Here is a 24,677-nt window from a genome sequence, read left to right as displayed (position 1 = left end):
TCGTCACCAGGCTCCGCGGGAGGCGGTCAGGGGAAAGGCGGCCGCGTGTTGCGGCTGCGCCGGGGCTGCCGGCTGGACGGGCCGGGCAACGGGTGCCGGAAGCAGCGCCTCCACCGCCGCGGCGACCTGCCGCAGATCGGCGGCGGCGGCGCTGGCCGGCGCGTGGTCCAGCAAGGGGCGCTGATAGGCCAGCGCCTCGGCCAGCGCTTCATCGCGCGACACGGCACCCAGCAGCCGCGGGCCGAGATGCTGCGCCACCGTCTCGGCCGTGCTGCGCGACAGGCGCGATTGCAGATCCACGCCGTTCAGCAGGAAATGCAGCCGGCCGGCAAAAAGCGCCGGCAGGGTGCCGCTGCCCAGGAAGCGGCCGCTTTCGACCTCCGCCAGCATCGCGGCGCTGATCGCCTCGCTTTGCAGCACGGTCAGCACCAGGCTGGCGAACGGCGCCGTGGCCTGCAGGGCGGCCGACGGGCCGGGCGGCAGGTCGGCCACCACCAGCACCGAGGGATCGGCCAGCATCTCGCGCAGCGGCGCCAGCAGCAGCGCGGGGTCATGCTCCATGGCCAGGGCGTTCTCCAGCGCCGCGCGCAGCTCAACGGCGCCATGCGGCAGAAGCAGCAGGCCCGGCGCCACCTGGCGCAGATGCGCCCGCCAGTCGGGCCGAGCGGCCCGGTCCGCCATGTAGCCGGCGCCATCCTGCACCGGGATGCCGAAATGCAGGCGCAGGGCATTCTGCGGATCGAGGTCCAGCAACAGGGTCGGACGGCCCTGGCGGCGCAGGGTGTCGGCCAGGTTGGCCGCCAGCGTGGTCTTGCCGACGCCACCTTTGGGGGATGCGATCAGGATCAGGGGCATGAGGTGCCTTAGCTCCGGCCTTGCAGACGCAGCGCCCGCAACACGTCGCCGGCGGGCGGAGCCGGCGACGGGGCGGCGGGCTGGCCCGGGTTGCGGAACATCTCCAGCAGCGGCGGCGTCTGGTGCGCCATTCCGGCCGGGGTGGCGGATGACAGGGCAGCCAGCAGCGGCGGCAAGGCGGCGGGATGCGCCACCGGCTGCGGAACCGGCGCCGGGAGGCCGAGCTGCGCCAGGAGCGGCTGCGCGGCTTGCGAATCGGCCGGGCGGAGCCGGGACAGCAGCGGCGGAGCGGACCGGCCGGCCGGTGGCGGGCCGTTTCCTGTTGCCGGAGCGCCGCCCGCAAGCCATCCCGCCGGAAAATCCGGGCCTGCCGGCGTGGCGGCTTGCGGCATCGGCAAAGGCACTGGGGCCGGGGCCGGGGCCGGGCGGAATTCCGCCATCACGGGCGCGGGCGCCATTCGCGGCGGGGCAGGCGGAGGGTCAGCGGGGGGAGCAGGCGGCGCGGCCACAGGGGCCGATGGCATTGCCGGCGGAAGCCCGGCTTGCGGGACAGGCGGCGCCGGGACCGGCTCTTCCGGTGCGGGCGCGGCGGCGGGCGGTGGCCGCACGACCAGGCTGGGGCGCACGGGCTGGTTGCCGAAGGAGCGGTATCGGATACCCAGTGTTCCCAGCACCGCCTTCAGCCGGTCTACATCGCGATCCTGGCTCATCAAGCACCGACATCCCTGCTCTGCGGCACAGAATGCAGTATCGCCTTTCGGAACAAAACCCCAGATTTAATGTCCATTGGATCGACTACCCGGCATATGGGCTGGAAGCCGCCGCACACCGCGTCATCAGTTTCAGGATGGATGAGTAGTAATCGCCCTGCGTGTCGCGGGAGGATCTGTTTCCCTGTTCCGTAATCCATCCAGCGAGGGCCTGAACGCCACTGGATGCGGGATAAGGCGCCGTCCGGTTGCTGCGCAGATCCACCCAGGCCGGAGCCGCCCCCTGCCCAGGGCGGCGCCAGAAGGCGGCAGCGGCCCGCAGGGCCGGCTCATCCCTCAATCCCGCCCAGCGGAGGTAAAGGGGCACGCGCACGGCATCATAGGAGAAGCGGGGCGGCCAGCGCTCGGGCAGTGACAAGGCGCCGCCTTCCCGTTCCAGCACCACCCAGTCCGGCGGCAAGCCCCAGGCGCCGAAGCGCGCGCGCCGGAGCAGGGCCAGGCCGTCCTCCGCGATGGCCAGCCAGATGGGATCGGGCACGGCCCGCGCCAGGACGGCCAGCACGGGAAAGGCGTAGTAGGAAGGGTTCAGCGTGACGCTGCCGGCATCCTCGAAGCCCTGGGCGCCCGGCAGCAGCACGGCTTGGCCGGCGACATGGCGCACCAGCAGGCGCAGGATGTCCCCGGCGATGGCGGCGCCGGATTCGGCGTAAGGGGCATGGTTCCAGCGCCGCGCGGCCAGCAGCAGCGCCGTGGCGGCGAACAGGTCACCATCGGTGGCATTGTTGCCATCCGCCACGGGGGGTGCCGATTCGGGCACGAAACGCCAGGCCAGCAGATGATCGCCCGGACGCGCCAGAACCCGGCGCGTCCAGGACCAGATCAGGTCGAAGCTGGCGCGGTCGGCGCAGCGCTCGGCACAGAACATCGCCCAGCCCTGGCCTTCGGAATGGGAAACGCCCTGGTTGCCGCTGTCCACCACCCGCCCGTCCGGGCGCAGGAAGTCCTGCCGGAAGGATTGCCAGGCCGCCAGCATCTCCCGTGTCGGGCCCGCGCCCGGCTGCGGCGCGGCCGCGTGCGCCGCCCTCCCCGGGGCGGACGCCAGAACGGCCAGCATCGCGCGACGGGACAAGGGCAAGGACATGCCCGCAGGTGTAGAAACAGAATCTTACCGAAGCGTTGACGCGGCGCCGTGGCGATGGCGGCCGGGGGCGCCATCGCCGCGCCCCCTTCACCCCGGCGGCCGGGCCAGCCAGTCGCGCAGCAGGGCGGTGCTGGCTTCAGGCCGCTCCATGGTGGGCAGGTGGCCGCTCTGTGGGATCAGCGCCAGCCGCGCGCCGGGAATCGCCGCCGCCATTTCTTCCGACAGCTCGGGCGGCGTCAGGATGTCCGCCTCTCCCACCGCAACCAGCGTGGGCACGCGGATGCCGGGCAGCATCGGGCGCGAATCGGGGCGGTGCAGGATCGCCAGCTGCTGCCGCAGGAACGCCTCCTTGCCGATACGGTCGGCCATATCCCGCACCTCGTGGCCGAGCGGGCCCTCCACGGCGTCGGGATGCAGCAGGCTGGGCAGCAGGCGCGGGGTGACGCCCTTGAACTGGCCGGACCGGCTGAGCGCCATCAGGCCACGCCGGCGCCGCGCGGCCTCCGGGCTGTCGGGTCGGGCCGAGGTGTCGAACAGCGCCAGGTGGGTCACGCGCTCCGGCGCCTGGCGCATGATCTCCAGCGCGACATAGCCACCCATGGACAGCCCCGCGAGGGCGAAGCGCGGCGGCGCGGCGGCCAGGGCGCGGCGCGCCATGGCGTTCAGCGTGTCATCCTGGGCGAGATCGGCGACGGTGGCGGCCACGGCATCGCCGAGCAGGGCCAGGGGATCGCGCCACAGCCGCGCATCGCACAGCAGGCCGGGCAGCAGCAGCAAGGGGACCGGATCGGGCATTATTGGCACGGTTACGCCCGGCAACACCCGATCGCAACCGTGGAAAACCTTGCCAAGGCGTCCCATCGGGCGCATATGCCGCCCTACGGACGCCGGATTGCAGGGCGCGTGGGTTTTCGCGTGGCCGGCCGGCCCACATCTCGCCGCCTGCCGGCGCAGGAACTGATAGCCCTTGAGCGACCCGCTGACACCGACCGCTGCTGACGCGGACGACACCGATCTTTCCGTCTCCCAGACCCTCCCGGCCGAGGCCGAGCCGGAGGACGCCGCCCTGCCGGATGCCGAACCGGAGGCGCCGCGCGCCACCTTTGCCGATCTCGGCCTTTCGGACCTGCTGCTGAAGGGCGTGGCCGACACCGGCTACATCCACCCGACGCCGATCCAGGAGCAGGCCATTCCGGTGGTGCTGATGGGGCGGGACGTGCTGGGCTGCGCCCAGACCGGCACCGGCAAGACCGCCTCCTTCGTGCTGCCGATGATGGACATCCTGGCCGGCAGCCGGGCCAAGGCGCGCATGCCGCGCTCCCTGATCCTGGAGCCGACGCGCGAGCTGGCCCTCCAGGTGGCCGAGAACTTCGTCAAGTATGGCCAGCACATGAAGCTGAACCATGCCCTGCTGATCGGCGGCGAAAGCATGTCCGACCAGCGGGACGTGCTGGACAAGGGCGTGGACGTGCTGATCGCCACCCCGGGCCGCCTGCTCGACCTGTTCGACCGCGGCCGCGTCATGTTGGCCGATTGCAAGGTGCTGGTGATCGACGAGGCGGACCGCATGCTGGACATGGGGTTCATCCCCGATGTCGAGCGCATCGTGTCCCTGCTGCCGCCGCTGCGCCAGACGCTGTTCTTCTCCGCCACCATGGCGTCCGAGATCCGCAGGCTGGCCGACGCCTTCCTTCAGAACCCGAAGCAGATCACCGTCTCCGCCCCCGCCTCGGTGGCGACCACCATCACCGCCGGCCTGGCCTTTGTGCGGCCGCACGACAAGCGCGAGGCGCTGCGGCGGCTGATCCGGTCGCAGGACGTGCAGAACGCGCTGATCTTCTGCAACCGCAAGCGCGATGTGGACGTGCTCCACAAGAGCCTGAGCAAGCATGGCTTCGCCGCCGGCGCGCTGCATGGCGACCTGCCGCAATCCGTGCGCTTCGCGACGCTGGAAAAGTTCAAGGCCGGCGAGTTGCAGCTGCTGGTCTGCTCGGACGTGGCGGCGCGGGGCATCGACATCGGTGGCCTGTCCCATGTCTTCAACTTCGACGTGCCGTTCCGCGACGAGGACTATGTCCATCGCATCGGCCGCACCGGCCGCGCCGGCCGTGAGGGCAATGCCTTCACCCTGGCCACCGCCGATGACGTGAAGCTGGTGGCCGCCATCGAGGCCCTGACCGGCAAGCCGATCCCGCGCATCGAGATCCCGGGCCTCGACCCGGTTTCGGCCGAGGAACTGGCCGAGGCCGCGACCGCGCCGCGCGGCCGTGGCCGTGGCCGCGCCGCCCCCGCCAAGGGGCGCGGCGGCAGCCGCGAGGAGCCGCGGGAGGTGCAGCGCCGCGGCAACAACCGCGTCCGCGATGCCCGGCGCCCCGACCCCGCCCCGATCGAGGAAGCCATGGAAGCGCCGCCGCCCGTCATGGCGGACGCCGCGCAGGAACCCCGGCGCCGGGATGACCACCGCCGTGCCGACAAGCGTGACGATCGGCGCGACGACCGGCGGAGCCACCGCCGGGAGGACCCGCGCGATGCCGGCCGCGCCCCGCGCGATGACCGCCGCCGCGACCGCGGGGACCCGCGGCGCGACGATCTGGGCCCGCCGGTGCTGGGCTTCGGCGATGCCGTGCCGGCCTTCATGCTGATCCCGATCCCCCGGCCCCGCCAGGAAGCAGCCGAGCCGCAGCCTTCCGAGAACGGGAACGGCTCCGAAGCGGCCTGATCCGCCGGACATCCCGGCAGCCACCGCCGGGATGGTTGCCGGATGGCCCATGCGAGGCCAATCTCCCGGCCTGTTCGAAGCTCGCCCAGGAGAAGCGCCCTATGAATGCCGTGACCCAATCCACTCGTCCCAGCTTTGTTTGGGATGACGCCCTGCTGCTGGAAGACCAGCTCTCCGAAGACGAGCGCATGATCCGCGACGCGGCGCGCGACTATTGCCAGGAGAAGCTGTTCCCGCGCGTGCTGGAAGCCAACCGGCACGAGGTCTTCCACCGGGAGATCATGAACGAGTTCGGCGAGATGGGCTTCCTGGGCGCCACCCTCGACAGCCATGGCTGCGCCGGCGTCAACTATGTCTCCTACGGCCTGATCGCCCGCGAGGTCGAGCGGGTGGACAGCGGCTACCGCTCCGCCTTCTCGGTGCAGTCCTCCCTCGCCATGTTCCCGATCTGGGCCTATGGCTCGGCCGAGCTGAAGGACCGGCTGCTGCCGGGCATGCAGAAGGGCGAGCTGGTCGGCTGCTTCGGCCTGACCGAGCCTGACGCGGGCTCCGACCCCTCCTCCATGCGCACCCGCGCGAAAAAGGTGGATGGCGGCTTCCTGGTCAGCGGCTCCAAGACCTGGATCACCAACTCCCCGATCGCCGATGTCTTTGTCGTCTGGGCGAAGGACGAGGCGGGCGATGTGCGCGGCTATGTCCTGGAGAAGGGCATGAAGGGCCTCACCGCGCCGAAGATCGAGGGCAAGTTCTCGCTGCGCGCCTCCACCACCGGCATGATCATGATGGAGGAGGTCTTCGTCCCCGAGGGCAACATGCTGGACGTGAAGGGGCTGAAGGGGCCGTTCTCCTGCCTCAACCGCGCCCGCTACGGCATCGCCTGGGGCGCGCTCGGCGCCGCCGAGTTCTGCTGGCACGCCGCGCGCACCTACACCATGGAGCGCAAGATGTTCGGCAAGCCGCTGGCGCAGACCCAGCTGATCCAGAAGAAGCTGGCCGACATGCAGACCGAGATCACCCTTGGCCTCCAGAGCGTGCTGCGCCTCGGCCGCCTGTTCGACGAGCACCGCGTGGCGCCGGAGATGATCTCCCTCTGCAAGCGCAACAGCTGCGGCAAGGCGCTCGACATCGCCCGCATGTCCCGTGACATGCATGGCGGCAACGGCATCGCCGACGAGTATCACGTGATCCGCCACGTCATGAACCTGGAGGCGGTGAACACCTACGAAGGCACGCATGACGTACACGCCCTGATCCTGGGCCGCGCCCAGACGGGCCTCAACGCCTTCGGCTGATCCGGCGCGGCGGCGGCGGGCATCGCCTGGCGCCGCGACCCTTTGCTCCTGACAGTTGCCGCCGGTGCGGGGAACCATCCTCCCGCCCGGCCTTTCACGATCCAGCCGGCACGCCGATCCCCATCGGCGCCGCGTTTCCGGCTTCGTCCGGCCGCGGCACATTCACCACCCTTCCAATCCCGTTGATGGCTGAGGCTGCCCGCCCCGGCCGCGTGAGGACCTGCCTGGACCATGACCACCCTGGAGCTGACGATCACCGCCCTGGGCGCCGGCGGCGACGGCCTGGCGGTCACGCCCGACGGCACGCGGCTGTTCGTTCCTGGCGCCTTGCCGGGGGAGCGGGTGCGGGTCGCGCCCGGCGCCAGGCGCGGCGACGGCATGGCGGCGGTGCTGGAGGCGGTGCTGGACCCTGTTCCGGCGCGCGCCGAACCGCCCTGCCCGCATTTCCCCCGCTGCGGCGGCTGCACCTTGCAGCACATGGCGCTGGCGCCTTATGCCGGCTGGAAGCGCGACCGCCTGGCTGAAGCGCTCCGGCGCGCCGGCTTCCCCGATGCCCCGGTTGCGGAAACCTTTGTCACCCCGCCACAAACCCGGCGCCGCGCGGATCTGGCGGTGCGGCGGCAGGCCGATGGCAGCATCCTGCTGGGCTTCCACGCCCGTGGCGCCGCCACGGTGGAGAACCTGTCCACCTGTCTGGTGCTGGACCCCGCCCTGGTGGCGCTGTTCGATCCGCTGCGCGCCATGCTGCGCGGGTTGCAGTCGCTGCGGCGGGAAGGCTCGGCGGTGCTGAACCTGCTGGACACGGGCCCTGACCTGCTGCTGCGGCTCGATGGGGAGCCGAATGCCGTCGATCGGGCCGCCATCGCCGCCTTTGCCTCGGCGCAGCGGCTGCCCCGCATCGCCGGTGCGCCGCTGAAGGGTAGCGGCACGGAGAACCTGGCGCAGATTGGGCCGGTGTCCATCGCCTTCGCCGGCGTGCCGGTGGCGCCGCCCCCCGGGGCCTTCCTGCAGGCGACACCCCAGGGCGAGGCCGCCATTGTCGCGGCCGTGCTGGAGGGGTTGCCGGGCAAGCTCACCGGCAAGGCCCGGATCGCCGAGTTGCATGCCGGTCTCGGCACCTTGTCCTTCCCCCTGGCGCAGCGCGGCCGCGTGGCGGCCTTCGAGGGCTCGGCGGAGGCCGTGGCGGCCCTGGACGCGGCGGCCCGCAGGGCGGGGGCACGCATTTCCGCGACACGGCGCGACCTGGTGCGCCAGCCCTTGTCGGCCAAGGAGCTGGAAGGCTTCGCCGCCCTGGTGCTGGACCCGCCCTTCGCCGGTGCCGCCGACCAGATGCCGGCCCTCGCCCGCAGCAGCCTGTCCCGCATCGTTTACGTGTCGTGCAACCCCGTGGCGCTGTCGCGCGATGGCAAGTTGCTGCAGCAGGCCGGATGGAGGGTGGCCCAGGCCACGCCGATCGACCAGTTCCTGTGGTCAAGTCAGCTGGAAGCCGTGGTCGCCTTTGAAAGGCCGCGCTGACGCCCTTCCGCGCCCCTTGATCACCGCCGGCTCGTGACCACCCTTGATGCGGCGCCACGCGCGTCGCAGGAGGAAGCATGAGCATGGAATTGGATCGACGGGGCCTGATGCTGGCGGCGGGCGCGGTGGCGCTGGCGCCGGCCGTGCTGCGGTTCGGGCTGGGCGAAGCGCGGGCGCAAGCCGCCACGGCGCCGCCCCTGGGCGACCCGGCCGCGCAGGCGCCCGGCTTCTACCGCTTCAAGCTGGGCAGCCGGACCGTGACAATGGTCAATGACGGCTTCGGCCGGCGCCCCAAGCCAACGGAAGGCTTTGTCCGCAATGCCGACAGCGCCGCGGTGGCGGCGGCGTTGCAGGACGCCTTCCTGCCCACCGACACGCTGGAGATCTCCTACACCGCCATGGTGCTGGACGGCCCCGAGGACCTGACCCTGTTCGACACCGGCACGGGCGGGCAACTCGGCCCCACGGGCGGCCGGCTGGGAGCCAACATGCGCGCCGCGGGGCTGGATGCCAGCCGGGTCACCCGCGTCGTCCTGACGCATTTCCATGGCGACCACATCATGGGCCTCACCGATGCGGAGGGCAGGCCGAGCTTCCCCAATGCCGAGCTGGTGGTGCCCAAGGATGAATGGGCCTTCTGGATGGATGACGGACAGGCCAGCCGGGCACCGGAGGCCATGAAGGCCGCCTTCGCCAATGTTCGCAGGAAGATGGAACCCTACAAGGCGAAGCTGCGCCAGGTGGACGGCGCCGCGCCGGTCGCGGACGGCATCCAGGCCGTGCCGACGCCAGGCCACACACCCGGCCACACCAGCTATCTCCTCGCGGATGGCGACGACCAGCTGATGGTGCTGGGCGACATCACCAACCACCCGGCGCTGAACCTGATCAACCCAGGCTGGCACCTGGTGTTCGACATGGACCCGAAGCTGGCGGAAAGCACCCGGCGCAGCACCTTCGACCGCATCTCGGCCGACCGGATCCGCTGCACGGGCTACCACTTCCCCTTCCCGGCGGTGGGCTTCGCCGCCAAGGAAGGCGAAGGCTACCGCTTCGTCCAGGCCCCCTGGTCCAGCGCCGTGTGACCTGCCGCGGCGGGCCTCAGGGCCCGCCGACGATCCTCAGACGTGGAAGCTTTCGCCGCAGCCGCAGCGGCCCTTTTCGTTCGGATTGACGAAGACGAAGCCGGCGGACATCGGCTTCACCTCGTAATCCATGGTGGTGCCGATCAGGAACAAGGTCGCCTTGCGGTCCACCAGCACCGTCAGGCCCTTGTCGGTCACCACCTCGTCGCCCGGACCGGGGGCATCGGCCCATTTCAGGTCATAGGCCATGCCGGAGCAGCCCTTGGTGTTCACGGCGATGCGCAGCAGCTTGCCCTGCTGGCCGCCTTCGTAGAGCGCGCGCAGCCGCTCGGCCGCGGCGTCGGACAGCGACATCAGCGGTGGCAGGGCACGGGTCGGACGCGGTGTGGTCGTGGTGCTCATGACAGCCTCGATGTGGCGTGGCTTCAGTACATGTTCAACGCCAGCCTGGCGTCTTCGCTCATGCGGGACGGGTCCCAGGGCGGGTCCCACACCACCTCGACCGAAACATCGCCGACGCCCGGCACGGTGCGGACCATTTCCTCCACCTGGGACGGCAGCTCCTGCGCGGAGGGGCAGGACGGCGTGGTCAGCGTCATCTCGACCTTGACCAGCCCATCCTCCCCAAGCTCGATCGCATAGATCAGGCCCAGCTCGTAGATGTTGACCGGGATCTCCGGGTCATAAACCTGGGCGATGGCGTTGATCACCGCTTCTTCGGAAATCCGGGGCGCGGTCTCGCCATCGGGCGTCCAGGCCGCATGCGCCTCGGGCGCGCCGCCGGATGTCCCCTGGGGCATGGAATTGCCGTCACTCACTGCTCGCCTCCTTGCCCGTGTTGTCCAGCGCGGCGTTCAGCGTGTGCCAGGCCAGGGTCGCGCATTTCACCCGGCTCGGGAATTCCGACACGCCGCCCAGCACCTGCAACCGCTCCATCTCGTCGGCCAGGGCGGCGCCGCAATCGGGGCAGGTGCCGGTGGTGGCCAGGGCGCGGAACCTGTCGGAAAGCTCCCGCGCTTCCTCCTGTGTCTTGCCGCGCACCGTTTCGGTCATCAGGCTGGCCGACGCCATGGAGATGGCGCAGCCCTTGCCCTGGAAGGCGACATCGTCGAGCCGCCCATCCGGCGCCAGCTTGACCCAGAGCTGCATGCGGTCGCCGCACATCGGGTTGTCGCCGCGCCCCTCGCGGTCGGCTTCCTCCAGCCGGCGGAAGTTCCGCGGCTTGCGGCCGTGATCGAGGATCACTTCCTGGTAAAGGTCGCGCAGATCGTCAAACATCAGCCGAAGAACTCCCGAGCCTTGTCCAGCGCCTCCGCGAGGTAATCGATCTCGCCCTCGGTGGTGTAGAGGCCGAAGGAGGCGCGGCAGGTGCTCTCGATCTCAAATCGGGTGTGCAGCGGCTCGGCGCAATGGCGGCCGGAGCGAACCGCGATGCCGACGCGGTCCAGCAATGTGGCAAGGTCATGCGAATGGGCATTGGGCAGCGACACGGCGAAGACGCCGCCGCGGTCCTGCGCGTTGCCCAGCAGCCGCAGCCCCTCGACCGCCGAAAGCTTCCGCATGGCGTGGTCCACCAGCCGGCGCTCATGCGCCTCGATGGCCGCCATGCCGATGTTCTGGACGTAGTCGATGGCGGCATGCAGCCCGACCGCCTCGATGATGGGGGGCGTGCCGGCCTCGAACTTGGCGGGAACCGGCGCGGGGCGGTAGCTGTCCAGCGTCACTTCCTCGATCATGTCGCCACCGCCGAGGAAGGGCGGCATCCGCTCCAGCAGGTCGAGCCGCGCCCACAACACGCCGATGCCGGTCGGGCCATACAGCTTGTGGCCGGTGAAGACGTAGAAGTCGCAATCCAGCGCCTGCACGTCCACGCGGCGATGCACCGCCGCCTGGGAACCGTCGAGCAGCAGCTTGGCGCTGTGCGCGTGGACGATGCGGGCGATGCGCTCGGCCGGCGTCACCGTGCCCAGCACGTTGGACATGTGGGTGATGGCAGCCAGCCCGACCTTGCCATCGGCCAGCTTGGCCTCCAGGTCGGCGAGGTCCAGCTCGCCATCATCGGTGACGCGGCAAACGCGCAGCTCGATGCCATGGCTGTCCCGCAGCATCAGCCAGGGCACGAAATTGGCGTGGTGCTCCATTTCCGACACCAGCACCGCCTGGCCCGGCCGCAGCACGCTGCGCCCATAGGAATGGGCCACGAGGTTGATCGCGGCGGTGGAGGAATTGGTGAACACCACCTCCCGCTCCGTCGCGGCGTTGAGGAAGCCAGCGACGGCGCGGCGGGCGGCCTCATAGGCCTCGGTCGCCGCCTCGGACAGGTGGTAGGCGCCGCGATGGACATTGGCATAGGCCGTTTCCATCATCCGCGTCATGGCCCCGATCACCTGCCGGGGCTTCTGGGCGGAGGCGCCGCTGTCGAGGAACACCAGATCCTTGCCGCGCACCTTCTGCGACAGGATCGGGAAGTCCTGGCGGATGCGCGCGACATCGAAGACCGGCGTTCCCCCATCCATCACGCGGCGGTCCTTTCCCACCAGCCGGACACCACCTCCACCAGCGCGGCGCGGGCCGTCTCGTCCCTCACCGTCTCGACGGCGTCGAGCAGGAAGGCCTCGATCAGCATGGAGCGCGCCTGGGCCTCGGGGATGCCGCGGGAGCGCAGGTAGAAAAGCTGCGTCTCGTCCAGCGCGCCCACCGTGGCGCCGTGGCTGCACTTCACGTCGTCGGCATAGATCTCCAGCTGCGGCTTGCTGTCGATCTCGGCCTGGTCGGACAGCAGCAGCGCCTGGTTCATCTGGTAGCCATCGGTGCGCTGGGCGATCTGGTGGACGTGGATCTTGCCCTGGAACACCCCGCGCGAGCGGCCGGCCAGCACCGTCTTCACCGTCTGGCGGCTCGGGCAATCCGGCGCCGCATGGTCGAGGAAGGTGGTGCAGTCGGCGTGCTGCCCGTCGCCCACCAGCTGCGCGCCGTCCAGATGCGCGGCGGAAAACGGACCGGCCAGCGTCACATGGGCCTCGGCCCGCGCCAGCCGGGCGCCGGCATGCAGCAGGAAGCTGTCATAGGTGCCCTTTTCCGCCACCTTGGCGAAGACGGTGGACAGGTGGATGCCGGCCCGCGCCTCCTGCTGGATGCGGACATGGGTGACATGGGCATCGGCGGCCACCTGGAACTCCAGCACCGGGCTGTGCAGGTAGCGGCTCTCGCCATGGCCCCAGGCGCGCTCGATCAGCACCAGCTTCGCGCCGGCCCCCAGGCGGACCAGATGGCGCGGATGCAGCGCCACCGGGCGGTCGGCCCGCACCACCGACAGGATCTCGACAATGCCGCCATCCTCGCCATCGGCGAGATCGATCAGCGCGCCATCCTCGAACAGCGCCGTGTTCAGCGCCGCCAGCGGCACGCCGTCATTGCGGGCCAGGGAACCCAGCAGCCCCTCGGCCGCGTCCAGATGCCGCGCCAGGGAGCGGACGGGGGCGTCGGGATCGGACAGCTCGGCGCTGAAGCGGCCATCGACGAACACCACGCGGCGCGGCGCGGCGGCGCGCGGCAGCGGGATGGCGCTGTCCACCGGGGTCAGCGCCTCGCCGAAGCCGGCTTCCTTCAGGGGGGCGAGATCCGTGTATTTCCAGGCTTCCACCCTGCGGGTGGGGAAGCCCTGCTCACGGAAGGACTCCGCCGCCGCCTCGCGCATCGCTTCCAGCCAGGGCAGGCCGCGGCCCGGCAGGCGGGCGCGCAGCCCCTCGAAGCGCTGCAGGAAGCCGGCGGCGCCGGGCTCGGTCAGCGCGTTGTGCTCGGTGACGGCGTTCATGCCGCCTCCACCGAGGCATAGCCCTCGGCCTCAAGCTGATGGGCCAGCTCCGGCCCGCCGCTGCGCGCGATGCGGCCATCCATCAGCACATGCACGCGGTCCGGCACGATGTAGTCGAGCAGGCGCTGGTAATGCGTGATCACCAGGGCGGAGAAGTCCGGCCCGCGCATGGCGTTGACGCCATCGGCCACGATCTTCAGCGCGTCGATGTCGAGGCCGGAATCAGTTTCATCGAGAATGGCGATGGCGGGCTTCAGCAGCGCCATCTGCAGCACCTCGTTGCGCTTCTTCTCGCCGCCGGAGAAGCCGACATTGACGCCGCGCTTCAGCATGTCCTCCGGCATGGACAATTCCTTCATGCGGGCGCGGGCCAGCTTCAGGAACTGCATGGCGTCCAGCTCGGGCTCGCCCTTGGCGCGGCGCTGCGCGTTCAGGGCGGTGCGCATGAAATTGGCGTTGCCGACGCCGGGCAGCTCGACCGGGTACTGGAAGGCCAGGAACAGGCCGGCGGCGGCGCGCTCCTCCGGCTCCATGCCCAGCAGGTCATGGCCGTCAAAGGTCGCGGAACCGCCGGTGATCTCGTAGCCCTCGCGTCCCGAAAGCACATAGGACAGCGTTGACTTGCCCGAGCCGTTCGGCCCCATGATGGCGTGGATTTCGCCCGTCGGCACCTCAAGGTCGATCCCCTTCAGGATCTCCTTGCCATCGATCTCGGCGCGCAGCCCTTCAATCTTCAACATCGTTCTTCCGATTCCGTCCTCGGAGGCAGCGCTGGCAGGGCGCCGCTTCCTTCATGCATTGCAGTGGGCGCGTCGCGCCCGGATGATTCCTGTCCGTGAAGCCGGATCGCGCTTCCGGGCGTCACCGCCCTCCAGCGCGAACCCTCAGCCGACCGAGCCTTCGAGGCTGATCTGCAGCAGCTTCTGCGCCTCCACCGCGAACTCCATCGGCAGCTCCTTCAGCACCTCGCGGCAGAAGCCGTTGACGATGAGGCCCACTGCGTCCTCTTCCGACAGGCCGCGCTGGCGGCAGTAGAAGAGCTGGTCCTCAGCGATGCGGGAGGTCGTCGCCTCGTGCTCCACCTTGGCGCTGATGCAGCGGTTCTCGATATAGGGCACGGTGTGCGCGCCGCACTGGTCGCCGATCAGCAGGCTGTCGCACTGGGTGAAGTTCCGCGCGCCCGACGCCTTCGGCAGGATCTTGACCAGGCCGCGATAGGTGTTCTGGCCCTTCCCGGCGCTGATGCCCTTGGACACGATGGTCGAGCGCGTGTTGCGCCCGATATGGATCATCTTGGTGCCCGTATCGGCCTGCTGGCGGTTGTTGGTGATGGCCACCGAGTAGAACTCGCCCACGCTGTCATCGCCCTGCAGGATGCAGGAGGGATACTTCCAGGTGATCGAGGAGCCCGTCTCCACCTGCGTCCAGGAGATCTTGGAGCGCTTGCCGCGGCAGGCGCCGCGCTTCGTCACGAAGTTGTAGATGCCGCCGACGCCATTCTCGTCGCCCGGATACCAGTTCTGCACCGTGCTGTACTTGATGGAAGCGTCGTCCAGCGCGATCAGCTCCACCACCGCGGCGTGCAGCTGGTTCTCGTCGCGCATCGGCGCGGTGCAGCCTTCCAGATAGGAAACGCTGGCGCCTTCCTCGGCGATGATCAGCGTCCGCTCGAACTGGCCGGTGCTCTTGGCGTTGATGCGGAAATAGGTGGACAGCTCCATCGGGCAGCGCACGCCCTTCGGGATGTACACGAAGGACCCGTCGGTGAAGACCGCCGAGTTCAGCGCGGCGAAGAAATTGTCGCCCTGCGGCACCACGGTGCCGAGATACCGCTTCACCAGCTCCGGATGTTCCTGCACCGCCTCGGAGATGGCGCAGAAGATGATGCCCTCCTTGGCCAGGCGCTCCTTGTAGGAGGTGGCGACCGAGACGCTGTCGAACACGGCGTCCACGGCGATGGGCATGCGGCCGCCCTCGGCCGGCGTGTCGCCCGCGCCCTCGACGCCCGCCAGGATGGCCTGCTCCTTCAGCGGGATGCCAAGCTTCTCATAGGTGCGCAGCAGCTCGGGATCGACCTCGTCCAGCGACTTCGGGCCCTGCTTCTTCACCGGCGCGGCGTAGTAATAGGCGTCCTGATAGTCGATCGGCGGGTACTGCACGGCGGGCCAGCGCGGCTCCTCCATGGTCTTCCACAGCGCGAAGGCCTTCAGGCGCCAGGCCAGCAGCCATTCCGGCTCGTTCTTCTTGGCCGAGATGAAGCGGACAATGTCCTCGTTCAGCCCCTTGGGGGCGAACTCCATGTCGATCTCGGTCTCGAACCCGTACTTGTAGGTGCCCGAGGTGACGGCGGCGACGGTGTCGATGGTTTCGGTAATGGCAGGCATTCAGATGTCCCCTACTCGGCAGGCAGGTGGGCCGGCGAAGCCGGCAGGGCAGTTCGACGGGCAGGCGGCGCAGGGAGCATCGCCAACTCGTCCAGGGTTATGTCGGACAGGGCGGCCAGGACGGCGCGGTTGACCCGGTCCCAGCGGCCCCGCACGGGGCAAAGCGTTTCGGCCTCGCACTGGCCGGCGGCGCCATCGACGCAGGCGGTCAGGGCCACCGGACCATCGATGGCGGCGATCACTTCCGGCAGCGTCATGGCGGCCAGCGGGCGCGACAGGCGGTAGCCGCCGCCGGACCCGCGCCGGCCTTCCACCAGCCCGGCATGGGCCAGGGCCTTCAGCACCTTGGCCACGGTGGGCTCGGCGATGCCGGTGGCGGCGGCGATGGCGGGCGCGGTCTGCGACACGGCGTTGGGCGGCTCGCCATCCGGCAGGGCCAGCCGGGCCAGCACCACGACGGCGTAATCGGTCAGCTTCGACAACCGCAACACGCGGAACAATCCTCCAAACCGGACCTGTGTTGTCCGCTTCGGGCAAATGAGCCTGCGCCCCGCCATTGTCAACTCTGGCCTGCCACTTTTCGGCGGCGCCCGAGGGTGCCAAGTTGAGGCATGGCCACGTCCCGCTTTGTTCATCCCCGCCACGCCGCCAGCCTGATCCTGTGGCGCCAGTCCCGCTCCGGCGGGACCGAGGTGCTGATGGGGCTGCGCGCCGCCGGGCACCGCTTCATGCCCAGCCGTCTGGTGTTTCCCGGCGGGCGGGTGGATTTCACCGACCGCGTCGCGCCCGCCGCCACCGAGTTGCGGCCGGAAACGCGCGCCGCCCTGATGCGCCGGGCCCCGCCCAGCCTCGCCCGTGCCCTGGCCATCGCCGCGGCGCGGGAGCTGGAGGAGGAAACCGGGCTGCGCCTGGGCGGCCCGGCGCCGCATCTGGACCGGCTGGATTATCTTTGCCGCGCCGTGACGCCGCCGCGTCGGCCGATCCGCTTCAATGCCCGCTTCCTGCTCGCCCCCGCCGAGGTCGCGGTCGGCACCCTGGCTGGTTCGGGGGAGCTGGAGGATCTGGCCTGGCGGGAAGTGGCGGCGACGCGCGCCCTGCCGCTGGCACCGATCACGGCCAAGGTGCTGGGCGAGCTGGAGGAATGGCTGGCCACGCCGCCCGAGCTTCGCCATGGCCGGGGGCTGATCTGCTTCCGCGGCCATGAGCGCCGGGAGCCGGAACAGGCCTGCTCCTGATCCACCCGCCCGGAAAGCCGGGCGGGAGAGGCGGGCGCCGGGCCGTGTGGACCCGGCGCCGGTTCGTCAGATCGCCGCCAGGATCGCCTGACCGCTCGACACCTCGAAGGCGCCGGGCTGCTCGACGCCGACATGCGTCACCTTGCCGTCCTTAGCCACCAGGGCGAAGCGCTGGCAGCGCACGCCCATGCCGCGCGCGGTCAGGTCCAGCTCCAGGCCCAGCGCCTTGGTAAAGGCGGCGGCGCCATCGGCCAGCATCACGACTTCATTCGTGATGCCCTGCTCCTTGGCCCAGGCGCGCAGCACGAAGGCATCGTTCACCGCCATGCAGGCGATGGTGTCCACGCCCTTGGCCTTCAGCGCCTCGGCGCTCTCCAGGAAGCTGGGCAGGTGCTTGGCGGAGCAGGTGGGGGTGAAGGCGCCCGGCACGCCGAACAGCACCACCGTCTTGCCACCGAACAGGGCATCGGTGGACAATTCGCGCGGGCCTTCGGCCGTGGCTTCGGTCAGGGTCGTGGTGGGGATGGTGTCGCCAGCCTGGATGGGCATCGGGTGCGCTCCATTGTGAGGCTTCCGGCTTTTCACCGTGGCGGCCGAAGTGTCAACCGGGACGCTTGCACCCACCCCCCAGGCCCGCCATGTTCTCATCATCATGGCACGACGCGCACGCGAGGACGAACTCCCCGACAGCTTCCGGACCGCCGCCCGGGAGGCGGGCGCGGATCTTTCCGCCCTGCCGTCGAGCTATCTGGGCGGCCAGCTCCTGATCGCCATGCCTTCCATGCAGGACCCCCGCTTCGCGCAGTCGGTGATCTGCGTTTGCGCCCATTCGGCGGATGGCGCCATGGGGATCGTGCTGAACAAGCCGCTCGACAGCCTGTCCTTCGAGGACCTGCTGAAGCAGCTGGAGGTGGAGCCGCTGCCGCCGCAGCGCCAGATCCGCCTGCTGGCCGGCGGCCCGGTGGAAGGCGGGCGCGGCTTCGTGCTGCACACCACCGACTGGTCCAGCGAAGGCAGCCTCAAGGTCACGGGCGATCTGGCCCTGACCGCCAGCGTCGACATCCTGAAAGCGATCGCCGGCGGCGGCGGCCCTCGGGAAGGCCTGCTGGCCCTGGGCTATGCCGGCTGGGGGCCCGGCCAGCTGGAAAGCGAGATCCAGCGCAATGCCTGGCTGAACGTGCCGGCCGACGAGGCGCTGCTGTTCGGCGGTATCCCCGACACCATGTGGCGCCAGGCCCTGGCCAAGATGCGCATCGACCCCCTGCTGCTGTCGGCCAGCGCCGGCCACGCCTGAGGCGGCCCGTGCCCTACGCGTCCCGCACAGGAGTTTGATCCCGCCACCCTGCGAGGGGGAGGATAATCCCGCCCCGGGCCGGCCGGCCGGCCGCGCATCGCGAACTCCCGCGCCGCAGCCCAGATCGGACAGGAGGTCCGCATGGCAGCGCGCAAATCCTTCCCCGGCAGGATCATGGGCACGGACGGCGATGACGTCCTGTTCGGCGACACGCCCGGCACCCTCGCCTCCGGTCGGGGCGGCCATGACCGCATCGATGGTGGCCCCGGCGTCGACAGGCTCTATGGCGATGCCTTTGGCCTGACCGGCCGGGCGCGCGGCGGTGACGACCACCTGATCGGCGGTCCCGCCTTCTACGACCAGCTTTATGGCGACGCGGACACCATGTCCGGCCGGTCGCGCGGCGGGAATGACGTGCTTGACGATTTCGGCGGCGGCTGGTCGCTGATCTATGGCGATGCCCGCGTCATGACGGACCAGGCGCGCGGCGGCCATGACGTGATCTTCGGCGGGGCGGACGCGGCCTGGGGGGATGCCTGGGGCATGTCCGGGCAAAGCCGCGGCGGCGATGACCTGATCCTGCTGGAGGATCGCGGCGTTATGAACCACGCCCATGGCGATGCCGGCGCCCTGGAAGGCGAGGCGCGTGGCGGCGACGACATTATCCGCGGCGCCGGCGGGGTCGACGAGATCTTCGGCGACGCCGTCGCCATGAGCGGCGCCGTTTGTGGCGGCGATGACGTGCTGTTCGGCCGGGATGGCGATGACATCCTGTTCGGCGATGCCCGCACCCTGTCGGTCATCACCTCCCCGGAAGGGGCCCAGGCGCCCCGGGCCGGGGATGACAGCCTGTTCGGCGGCGACGGGAACGACATCCTGCATGGCGATGCCGAAACCATCTGGTGGGGCGCCACGGGCGGAAATGACCGTCTGACGGGCGGCGGGGGAGCGGACATCTTCGTGGTCGCCGGCGACAGCAGCAATGGCCATGACGTCATCCTGGATTACGGCCGCGGCGGAGATGTGCTGCGGTTCGAGTTCCTGCCCATCCTCGTGCCGCACCGGCTGGAAGCCCGGGTGGAGGATGGCTCGACGGTGATCACCCTCGGGGATGGAACCGTGACGCTGCGGGGCTATGTGGGTGCCCTGAACACCAGCAGCGACGCGCCGCTGGACATCGTCTTTGTCTAGCCTCCCGATCGCGAAACCCCTCACCTTCGGGATCAGGGGACCAGTCTTGGCTTTCAGCGGCCTGCTGGTCCGCTGCGTCCGTGGGTGGGCCGCGAACTTCGGGCAGGGGACCGGCGGCCGGCGGGAGAACAGGTGCCGCGGCGACGAAGTTGCTGTAGGACAAGATCACGGAAAGCCGGGCAGCCCGCGCACCCCTCGCCGCGCCGGAACCGCCCGCAGCCCACGGAGGAACAACACACATGGACGCCATCGCCGACGCACCCTTCATCCGCCTGCACCCGGATGACACGGTGCTGATCGCCCGCCGGGCCGTCGCGGAAGGCAGCGCCGTCGCTCCCGGCATCGCCACCAGCGCGCGCATCCCCCCCGGTCACAAGGTCGCGGTGAAGGCCCATTCGCCGGGCGAGGCGGTGCGCCGCTATGGCCAGATCATCGGCTTCGCCACCAAGCCGATTGCCCCTGGCGACTGGGTCCACACCGACAATTGCGGCATGGGTGATTTCGAGAAGGACTATGCCTGGGGCGTGGACGCCAAGCCCACGCTCTACGTGCCCGAGCCCGCCACCTTCATGGGCATCGTGCGGCCGGATGGGCGCGTCGCCACGCGCAACTACATCGGCATCGTCACCAGCGTGAACTGCTCGGCCCATGTCGCCTCGATGATCGCCGATGCCTTCAAGCGCAACCCCTTCACCGGCACCGACCCGCTGGCCGAGTTCCCCAATGTGGACGGCGTGGTGGCCCTGACCCACAAGACCGGCTGCGGCATGGGCGACAATGAGGGCCTGCGCATCCTGCGCCGGACGCTCGCCGGCTATGCCCGCCACGTCAATTTCAGCCATGTCATCGCCATCGGCCTGGGCTGCGAGGTCAACCAGATCTCCGGCCTGCTGGAGGAGCAGAACCTCGCCGGGCGGCTGCGCAACATGGACATCCAGTCCATGGGCGGCACCCGCAAGACGGTGGAAGCCGGCATCGCCTTCGTGAAGGAGGTGCTGGAGGAAGCCAACCAGGTGCACCGTCAGCCCGTGCCGGCCAGCCACCTGACCCTCGCCCTGCAATGCGGCGGCTCGGACGGCTATTCCGGCATCAGCGCCAACCCCGCGCTCGGCCATGCCTCCGACCTGCTGGTGCGGCATGGCGGCACCGTGATCCTCTCCGAGACGCCCGAGACCTATGGCGCCGAGCACCTGCTGACCCGCCGCGCCACCTCCCGCGAGGTGGGGGAGAAGCTGGTGTCGCTGATGCGCTGGTGGGAGGACTACGCGGCCAAGGGCGAGGCGGAGCTGAACAGCAACCCCTCCCCCGGCAACAAGGCGGGCGGGCTGACCACCATCCTGGAGAAGTCGCTCGGCGCCATGGCCAAGGCCGGCACCACCAACCTCACCGCCGTCTACAACTACGCCGAGCCGGTGACGGAGAAGGGCTTCGTCTTCATGGACACGCCGGGCTACGACCCGGTGGCGGCCACGGGCCAGGTGGCGGGCGGCGCCAACCTGGTGTGCTTCACCACGGGGCGCGGCAGCGTGTTCGGCTGCAAGCCGGCGCCCTCCATCAAGCTGGCCACCAACTCCGCCATGTATGAGCGCATGGAGGAGGACATGGACGTGAATTGCGGCACCATCCTGTCCGGCCGCGAAAGCGTGCAGGAATGCGGGGAGCGCATCTTCCAGCTGATCCTGCGGGTGGCCTCGGGCGAGCGCTCCAAGAGCGAGAGCTTCGATTTCGGCGCGGCCGAGTTCGCGCCCTGGCCGATCGGCGCCACCATGTGACCGCCCGGCCCTGGCCGCCGCTTTCCGCTCAACGTCCCGCCTGGACTGGATGGCACCTGGCTTCGTCGCCACCATGACGGCGCTTGCAGGGAGGCAGCCATGGAATACCGCAATCTCGGTCGCAGCGGGCTGAAGGTGTCGCCGCTCTGCCTCGGCACCATGATGTTCGGCGAGGCGACGGATGAGGCCACCGCCGCCCGCATCATCGACGGTGCGCGCGACCGCGGCATCAACTTCATCGACACCGCCAATGCCTATAATGGCGGCCGGTCGGAGGAAGTGACCGGACGCGCCATCAGGGCCCACCGGGGCCATTGGGTGCTGGCCACCAAGCTGGGCAATCCCGTGGGGCCCGGCCCCAATGACCGGGGCCTGTCCCGGCGCCACTGCATCCTGGCCACCGAAGACAGCCTGAGGCGGCTTGGCACCGACAGCATCGACATCCTCTACTGGCACAAGGAGGATCACGCGACGCCGCTGGCCGAGACGGTGCATGCCATGGCCGAGCTGCTGCGCGCCGGCAAGATCCGCCATTTCGGCGTGTCCAACCATCGCGGCTGGCGCATCGCCGAGATCTGCCGCCTGTGCGACGAGGCCGGCATCGACCGCCCCGTGGTCAGCCAGCCCTATTACAACGCGCTGAACCGCATGCCGGAGGTGGAGCACCTTCCCGCCTGCAATTTCTACGGCCTGGGCGTCGTGCCCTACAGCCCCCTGGCGCGCGGCGTGCTGACCGGGAAATACGCCCCCGATGCCGCGCCCGAGCCCGGCAGCCGCGCCGGCCGCGCCGACCGCCGCATGATGGAAACCGAATGGCGGCCGGAAAGCCTGGCGATCGCCCGGACGCTGCGCCGCCATGCCGAGGCGCGCGGCATCACCGCCGGGCAGTTCGCCGTGGCCTGGGTGCTGAACAACCGGCTGGTGACGGCGCCGATCGCCGGCCCCCGCACCGAGGCGCAATGGCAGGACTACCTCGGCGCGCTGGATTACCGCTTCACCCCGGAAGACGAGGCGTTGGTGGACAGCCTGGTTCCCGCCGGCCATCCCTCCACTCCAGGCTACAACGATCCGGCCTATCCGCTGGAGGGCCGCAGGCCGCGCGGCTGAGAAGCCGGCGCAACAACCCCGCCGGGTGATCGTTCAGGACGCAGCATCCTGGGAGACCACCCGCCATGAACCGGCTGCGCAACTTCCTGCTGAACCGCCGCGCCCTGGGCCGCAAGCTGGTGGCCACGGCGGCGCCCCTGGTGGCCGCCTGCGCCTGCGGCCGTGCCCATGCGCAGCCGGTTCAGCATCATGGCGGCAGCCCCGCCACCGGCGAGGAGAATTCCCTGCGCAGCCGGGTGCTGGGCGCGGGCGCGGCGGCGCTGCAGACCAAGGCGCCGCTGAACGCCATGAACATGTATCTGAACGGATTCCACTTCTACGCCGACGACATGGGCCGCCCGGTGGAGGCGCATCATTTCTGCACCCACCTCACCGAGGACCTGCACCAATGCGTCATCTTCGACGGCAACAGCGAGGATTCCCGCCTCATCGGCATCGAATACATCGTGTCCGAGCGGGTTTTCCGCACCCTGCCGGATGAGGAAAAGAAGCTCTGGCACAGCCATCACTATGAAACGACATCGGGCGAGCTGGTGATGCCCGGCCTGCCGGACGTGGCGGAAAACGCCGCGATGCGGGACCTGTCCACCACCTATGGCAAGACCTGGCACACCTGGCAGGTGGATCGCGGCGACACCCTGCCGCTCGGCCCGCCGCAGCTGATGATGGGCTTCACCGCGGAAGGCCAGTTGCCGGCCCGCTACATCGAGCAGCGCGACCAGCGCCTGGGCGTTTCCAAGCAGCAAAGCCAGGAATCCCGCAAGGACATCCCGGTTCCGGCCGTGGCGGAGGGCGCGAATAGCTGGCAGTCGGGCCAGGTGCCGCAGCTGGCGCTGCAAACCGTGCCGGTGCGCAACCGGCGCTGAAGTCACGCGCCCGGCGGAAGGCCGGGCGCCGGCCTGCTCAGAACTCGGCCCGCACCGTGACCTGCTGCTGCTCGCCCAGGCCCTCGATGCCGAGGCGGATGGTCTGGCCTTCCTTCAGGAAGACCGGCGGCTTCTGGCCCATGCCCACCCCCGGCGGCGTGCCGGTGGTGATGACGTCGCCCGGATGCAGCGTCATGAAGTGCGACACATAGGACACCAGCTTGGCCACGCCGAAGATCATGGTGCGGGTGGAGCCGTCCTGGTAGCGCTGGCCATCCACCTCGCAGAACATGGACAGGTTCTGTGGGTCCGGCACCTCGTCCCGGGTGACCAGCCAGGGGCCGAGCGGGCCGAAGGTGTCATGCCCCTTGCCCTTGTCCCAGGTGCCGCCGCGCTCGATCTGGAATTCGCGCTCCGAGACGTCGTTGCAGACGGCGTAGCCGGCGACGTATTCCATCGCCTTGTTCTCGGGCACGTATTTCGCCTTCTGGCCGATGATGATGGCCAGTTCCACTTCCCAGTCCGTCTTGGTGCTGGCCTTTGGCAGTTCCACTTGGTCGTTCGGCCCCTGCAGCGCGCCGAGGGACTTCAGGAAGATGATCGGCTCCTTCGGGATGGAGGCGCCGGTTTCCGCCGCATGGTCGGCGTAGTTCAGCCCGATGCAGACGAAGTTCTTCATCCCCGAGACGGGCGGGCCCAGGCGGGGGGAGCCGCCGACCAGCGGCAGGCTGGCGGCATCCAGCGCCGCCAGCCTGGCGAGCCCGTCCGGCGACAGTACGGCGCCGGCGATGTCCGGCACCGTCCCGGACAGGTCGCGGATCTGGCCATCGGCATCGAGCAGGCCCGGCTTTTCCTGGCCCGGCGGTCCATAGCGCAGCAGCTTCATGTGTTCAGCGTTCCTCGGTCGGTTTCGGAAATTGGCGGGTTCGAAAAACGGTTCAGTTGGTCCAGCCGCCATCGATGACCACGGCCTGCGCGGTCACGAAGGCCGATTCGGGGGCGGAAAGATAGACCACCAGGGCGGCGATCTCCTCCGCGGTGGCCAGCCGCCCCATGGCCTGCCGGCCAACAAAGGCGGCGCGCGCCGCGGCCTCCCCGCCCGCCGCGGCGGCATTGGCGGAGATGCGCTCGCCGAGCGAGGGCGTGTCCACCGTGCCGGGGCAGACGCAGTTGCAGCGGATGCCCTTGGCAACGTAGTCGGCGGCGACGCTCTTGGTCATGCCGACCACGGCGGCCTTGGTCGTGCCGTAGACGAAGCGGTTGGCGACGCCCTTCACCGAGCCGGCGGCCGAGGCCATGTTGACGATGCTGCCGCCGCCGCGCGACAGCATGCCCGGCAGCGCGGCCCGGATCACCTTCCATTGCGCGCGGACGTTCAGCGCGAAGGCGAAATCCCATTCCTCGTCGGTGCAGCTCAGCACGTCGTTCTGGTGCACGAAGCCGGCGCAGTTGAACACCACGTCGAACGGCCCGTGCGCGGTGATGCAGGCCACCACCGCCTTGTCATCCAGCACGTCCAGCGCCTGGGTGGTGATGCCCTTCGCCTCCAGCCCGGCCAGCTTCTCCGCGTCCCGGTCGGTCGCCACCACCGTGGCGCCTTCGGCGGCGTAGGCCAGCGCGGTGGCACGGCCGATGCCCTGGCCGGCCGCGGTGACGAAGCAGTGCTTGCCGGCCAGTCTTCCGCTCATGCCGCGATC

The 24,677-nt window shown here is 70.0% G+C and carries 25 protein-coding genes; 10 read left to right on the top strand and 15 right to left on the bottom strand.

The genetic code is table 11. The annotated features are described in order from the left end of the window. Window positions 1–3: 3 nt before the first annotated feature. From bcsQ to F0Q34_RS01590, 4 genes are all read right to left on the bottom strand, one after another. Entirely contained in the window at window positions 4–855 is an 852-nt protein-coding gene (gene bcsQ, locus F0Q34_RS01605) for a cellulose biosynthesis protein BcsQ (protein WP_149810384.1), read from the bottom strand. An 8-nt stretch (window positions 856–863) separates the two neighbouring features. Beyond that, the gene (locus tag F0Q34_RS01600; protein ID WP_149810383.1) at window positions 864–1,247 is read right to left on the bottom strand and encodes a hypothetical protein; all 384 of its coding nucleotides are present in this window, start codon (window positions 1,245–1,247) and stop codon (window positions 864–866) included. Window positions 1,248–1,650: 403 nt separating this feature from the next. After that, the gene (locus F0Q34_RS01595) at window positions 1,651–2,694 is read right to left on the bottom strand and encodes a glycosyl hydrolase family 8 (protein WP_161600752.1); all 1,044 of its coding nucleotides are present in this window, start codon (window positions 2,692–2,694) and stop codon (window positions 1,651–1,653) included. Between the two features lie 99 nt (window positions 2,695–2,793). Beyond that, window positions 2,794–3,501, bottom strand: a complete 708-nt coding sequence (locus F0Q34_RS01590; RefSeq protein WP_149810381.1) for an alpha/beta fold hydrolase — start codon at window positions 3,499–3,501, stop codon at window positions 2,794–2,796. A gap of 172 nt (window positions 3,502–3,673) precedes the next feature. Between F0Q34_RS01590 and F0Q34_RS01585 the strand changes: the two genes are divergently transcribed. The 4 genes from F0Q34_RS01585 (at window position 3,674) to F0Q34_RS01570 (ending at window position 9,317) form a co-directional block, all read left to right on the top strand. Then, window positions 3,674–5,425 carry a DEAD/DEAH box helicase gene (locus F0Q34_RS01585; protein ID WP_370750846.1) on the top strand — a complete coding sequence of 584 codons (1,752 nt, stop codon included), beginning with the start codon at window positions 3,674–3,676 and terminating at the stop codon, window positions 5,423–5,425. Between the two features lie 101 nt (window positions 5,426–5,526). After that, window positions 5,527–6,717, top strand: coding sequence for an acyl-CoA dehydrogenase (locus F0Q34_RS01580; RefSeq protein ID WP_149810380.1), 1,191 nt, complete (start codon window positions 5,527–5,529; stop codon window positions 6,715–6,717). Window positions 6,718–6,948: 231 nt separating this feature from the next. Continuing rightward, on the top strand, window positions 6,949–8,232 hold the full coding sequence (locus F0Q34_RS01575) for a class I SAM-dependent RNA methyltransferase (RefSeq protein WP_149810379.1): 1,284 nt from the start codon (window positions 6,949–6,951) through the stop codon (window positions 8,230–8,232). A gap of 77 nt (window positions 8,233–8,309) precedes the next feature. Continuing rightward, window positions 8,310–9,317, top strand: a complete 1,008-nt coding sequence (locus F0Q34_RS01570) for an MBL fold metallo-hydrolase (RefSeq protein WP_241665257.1) — start codon at window positions 8,310–8,312, stop codon at window positions 9,315–9,317. 36 nt (window positions 9,318–9,353) lie between these two features. On the opposite strand, the gene F0Q34_RS01565 is transcribed toward F0Q34_RS01570, so the two are convergent. The 8 genes from F0Q34_RS01565 to F0Q34_RS01530 all read right to left on the bottom strand — a co-directional run bounded on the left by F0Q34_RS01565 (window position 9,354) and on the right by F0Q34_RS01530 (window position 16,006). Then, window positions 9,354–9,719: a HesB/IscA family protein gene (locus F0Q34_RS01565; RefSeq protein ID WP_149810378.1), complete on the bottom strand. Its 366-nt coding sequence runs from the start codon at window positions 9,717–9,719 to the stop codon at window positions 9,354–9,356. Window positions 9,720–9,742: 23 nt separating this feature from the next. Continuing rightward, entirely contained in the window at window positions 9,743–10,117 is a 375-nt protein-coding gene (locus F0Q34_RS01560; RefSeq protein WP_149811197.1) for an SUF system Fe-S cluster assembly protein, read from the bottom strand. 10 nt (window positions 10,118–10,127) lie between these two features. Then, window positions 10,128–10,595 (bottom strand): Fe-S cluster assembly sulfur transfer protein SufU, encoded by a 468-nt coding sequence (gene sufU / locus F0Q34_RS01555; protein ID WP_149810377.1) that lies wholly within the window; start codon window positions 10,593–10,595, stop codon window positions 10,128–10,130. Then, window positions 10,595–11,833 carry an aminotransferase class V-fold PLP-dependent enzyme gene (locus F0Q34_RS01550; protein WP_149810376.1) on the bottom strand — a complete coding sequence of 413 codons (1,239 nt, stop codon included), beginning with the start codon at window positions 11,831–11,833 and terminating at the stop codon, window positions 10,595–10,597. Before F0Q34_RS01550 ends, sufU begins: the two co-directional genes overlap by 1 nt. Beyond that, window positions 11,833–13,131, bottom strand: a complete 1,299-nt coding sequence (gene sufD, locus F0Q34_RS01545) for a Fe-S cluster assembly protein SufD (protein WP_149810375.1) — start codon at window positions 13,129–13,131, stop codon at window positions 11,833–11,835. Before sufD ends, F0Q34_RS01550 begins: the two co-directional genes overlap by 1 nt. Further along, the gene (gene sufC / locus F0Q34_RS01540) at window positions 13,128–13,871 is read right to left on the bottom strand and encodes a Fe-S cluster assembly ATPase SufC (RefSeq protein ID WP_149810374.1); all 744 of its coding nucleotides are present in this window, start codon (window positions 13,869–13,871) and stop codon (window positions 13,128–13,130) included. The genes sufD and sufC overlap by 4 nt, the downstream gene beginning before the upstream one ends. A 144-nt stretch (window positions 13,872–14,015) precedes the next feature. Continuing rightward, on the bottom strand, window positions 14,016–15,515 hold the full coding sequence (gene sufB / locus F0Q34_RS01535; RefSeq protein WP_149810373.1) for a Fe-S cluster assembly protein SufB: 1,500 nt from the start codon (window positions 15,513–15,515) through the stop codon (window positions 14,016–14,018). 11 nt (window positions 15,516–15,526) lie between these two features. Beyond that, complete coding sequence (locus F0Q34_RS01530) at window positions 15,527–16,006, bottom strand: SUF system Fe-S cluster assembly regulator (protein WP_149810372.1); 480 nt, start codon at window positions 16,004–16,006, stop codon at window positions 15,527–15,529. 120 nt (window positions 16,007–16,126) lie between these two features. Here F0Q34_RS01530 and F0Q34_RS01525 point away from each other — a divergent pair, with 120 nt between their 5' ends. Further along, on the top strand, window positions 16,127–16,750 hold the full coding sequence (locus tag F0Q34_RS01525) for an NUDIX hydrolase (RefSeq protein WP_149810371.1): 624 nt from the start codon (window positions 16,127–16,129) through the stop codon (window positions 16,748–16,750). Between the two features lie 66 nt (window positions 16,751–16,816). Here the strand turns inward: F0Q34_RS01525 and F0Q34_RS01520 are convergent, their stop codons facing one another. Next, window positions 16,817–17,299, bottom strand: a complete 483-nt coding sequence (locus F0Q34_RS01520; RefSeq protein WP_149810370.1) for a peroxiredoxin — start codon at window positions 17,297–17,299, stop codon at window positions 16,817–16,819. A gap of 103 nt (window positions 17,300–17,402) precedes the next feature. On the opposite strand from F0Q34_RS01520, the gene F0Q34_RS01515 reads away from it, so the two are divergent. From F0Q34_RS01515 to F0Q34_RS01495, 5 genes are all read left to right on the top strand, one after another. After that, complete coding sequence (locus F0Q34_RS01515) at window positions 17,403–18,044, top strand: YqgE/AlgH family protein (protein WP_149810369.1); 642 nt, start codon at window positions 17,403–17,405, stop codon at window positions 18,042–18,044. Window positions 18,045–18,185: 141 nt separating this feature from the next. After that, window positions 18,186–19,235: a calcium-binding protein gene (locus tag F0Q34_RS01510; protein ID WP_149810368.1), complete on the top strand. Its 1,050-nt coding sequence runs from the start codon at window positions 18,186–18,188 to the stop codon at window positions 19,233–19,235. A 239-nt stretch (window positions 19,236–19,474) separates the two neighbouring features. Further along, window positions 19,475–21,007: a UxaA family hydrolase gene (locus F0Q34_RS01505; RefSeq protein ID WP_206667935.1), complete on the top strand. Its 1,533-nt coding sequence runs from the start codon at window positions 19,475–19,477 to the stop codon at window positions 21,005–21,007. 99 nt (window positions 21,008–21,106) lie between these two features. After that, a complete protein-coding gene (locus F0Q34_RS01500) occupies window positions 21,107–22,114 on the top strand; it encodes an aldo/keto reductase (RefSeq protein ID WP_149810367.1) in 1,008 nt (335 codons plus the stop codon). A 65-nt stretch (window positions 22,115–22,179) separates the two neighbouring features. Next, window positions 22,180–22,980 carry an OBAP family protein gene (locus tag F0Q34_RS01495; protein ID WP_174241963.1) on the top strand — a complete coding sequence of 267 codons (801 nt, stop codon included), beginning with the start codon at window positions 22,180–22,182 and terminating at the stop codon, window positions 22,978–22,980. A gap of 37 nt (window positions 22,981–23,017) precedes the next feature. Here the strand turns inward: F0Q34_RS01495 and F0Q34_RS01490 are convergent, their stop codons facing one another. Both F0Q34_RS01490 and F0Q34_RS01485 read right to left on the bottom strand, forming a co-directional pair. After that, complete coding sequence (locus F0Q34_RS01490) at window positions 23,018–23,866, bottom strand: fumarylacetoacetate hydrolase family protein (RefSeq protein WP_149810366.1); 849 nt, start codon at window positions 23,864–23,866, stop codon at window positions 23,018–23,020. Window positions 23,867–23,918: 52 nt separating this feature from the next. Continuing rightward, window positions 23,919–24,668 carry an SDR family oxidoreductase gene (locus tag F0Q34_RS01485; protein WP_149810365.1) on the bottom strand — a complete coding sequence of 250 codons (750 nt, stop codon included), beginning with the start codon at window positions 24,666–24,668 and terminating at the stop codon, window positions 23,919–23,921. Between the last annotated feature and the right edge of the window lie 9 nt (window positions 24,669–24,677).

Source organism: Teichococcus oryzae (assembly GCF_008386565.1).
Lineage (GTDB): Bacteria > Pseudomonadota > Alphaproteobacteria > Acetobacterales > Acetobacteraceae > Pseudoroseomonas > Pseudoroseomonas oryzae.
Note: the sequence above shows the minus strand (reverse complement) of the source record. Positions and strands in the feature narration are given on the sequence as shown.

Excerpts from the sequence above, each read along its gene's own strand:
- bcsQ (WP_149810384.1), bottom strand. The coding sequence starts at position 855 with ATGCCCCTGATCCTGATCGCATCCCCCAAAGGTGGCGTCGGCAAGACC.
- F0Q34_RS01600 (WP_149810383.1), bottom strand. The coding sequence starts at position 1,247 with ATGCCGCAAGCCGCCACGCCGGCAGGCCCGGATTTTCCGGCGGGATGG.
- F0Q34_RS01590 (WP_149810381.1), bottom strand. The coding sequence starts at position 3,501 with ATGCCCGATCCGGTCCCCTTGCTGCTGCTGCCCGGCCTGCTGTGCGAT.
- F0Q34_RS01580 (WP_149810380.1), top strand. The coding sequence starts at position 5,527 with ATGAATGCCGTGACCCAATCCACTCGTCCCAGCTTTGTTTGGGATGAC.
- F0Q34_RS01575 (WP_149810379.1), top strand. The coding sequence starts at position 6,949 with ATGACCACCCTGGAGCTGACGATCACCGCCCTGGGCGCCGGCGGCGAC.
- F0Q34_RS01570 (WP_241665257.1), top strand. The coding sequence starts at position 8,310 with ATGAGCATGGAATTGGATCGACGGGGCCTGATGCTGGCGGCGGGCGCG.
- F0Q34_RS01565 (WP_149810378.1), bottom strand. The coding sequence starts at position 9,719 with ATGAGCACCACGACCACACCGCGTCCGACCCGTGCCCTGCCACCGCTG.
- F0Q34_RS01560 (WP_149811197.1), bottom strand. The coding sequence starts at position 10,117 with ATGCCCCAGGGGACATCCGGCGGCGCGCCCGAGGCGCATGCGGCCTGG.
- sufU (WP_149810377.1), bottom strand. The coding sequence starts at position 10,595 with ATGTTTGACGATCTGCGCGACCTTTACCAGGAAGTGATCCTCGATCAC.
- F0Q34_RS01550 (WP_149810376.1), bottom strand. The coding sequence starts at position 11,833 with ATGGATGGGGGAACGCCGGTCTTCGATGTCGCGCGCATCCGCCAGGAC.
- sufD (WP_149810375.1), bottom strand. The coding sequence starts at position 13,131 with ATGAACGCCGTCACCGAGCACAACGCGCTGACCGAGCCCGGCGCCGCC.
- sufC (WP_149810374.1), bottom strand. The coding sequence starts at position 13,871 with ATGTTGAAGATTGAAGGGCTGCGCGCCGAGATCGATGGCAAGGAGATC.
- sufB (WP_149810373.1), bottom strand. The coding sequence starts at position 15,515 with ATGCCTGCCATTACCGAAACCATCGACACCGTCGCCGCCGTCACCTCG.
- F0Q34_RS01525 (WP_149810371.1), top strand. The coding sequence starts at position 16,127 with ATGGCCACGTCCCGCTTTGTTCATCCCCGCCACGCCGCCAGCCTGATC.
- F0Q34_RS01520 (WP_149810370.1), bottom strand. The coding sequence starts at position 17,299 with ATGCCCATCCAGGCTGGCGACACCATCCCCACCACGACCCTGACCGAA.
- F0Q34_RS01515 (WP_149810369.1), top strand. The coding sequence starts at position 17,403 with ATGGCACGACGCGCACGCGAGGACGAACTCCCCGACAGCTTCCGGACC.
- F0Q34_RS01510 (WP_149810368.1), top strand. The coding sequence starts at position 18,186 with ATGGCAGCGCGCAAATCCTTCCCCGGCAGGATCATGGGCACGGACGGC.
- F0Q34_RS01505 (WP_206667935.1), top strand. The coding sequence starts at position 19,475 with ATGGACGCCATCGCCGACGCACCCTTCATCCGCCTGCACCCGGATGAC.
- F0Q34_RS01500 (WP_149810367.1), top strand. The coding sequence starts at position 21,107 with ATGGAATACCGCAATCTCGGTCGCAGCGGGCTGAAGGTGTCGCCGCTC.
- F0Q34_RS01495 (WP_174241963.1), top strand. The coding sequence starts at position 22,180 with ATGAACCGGCTGCGCAACTTCCTGCTGAACCGCCGCGCCCTGGGCCGC.
- F0Q34_RS01490 (WP_149810366.1), bottom strand. The coding sequence starts at position 23,866 with ATGAAGCTGCTGCGCTATGGACCGCCGGGCCAGGAAAAGCCGGGCCTG.
- F0Q34_RS01485 (WP_149810365.1), bottom strand. The coding sequence starts at position 24,668 with ATGAGCGGAAGACTGGCCGGCAAGCACTGCTTCGTCACCGCGGCCGGC.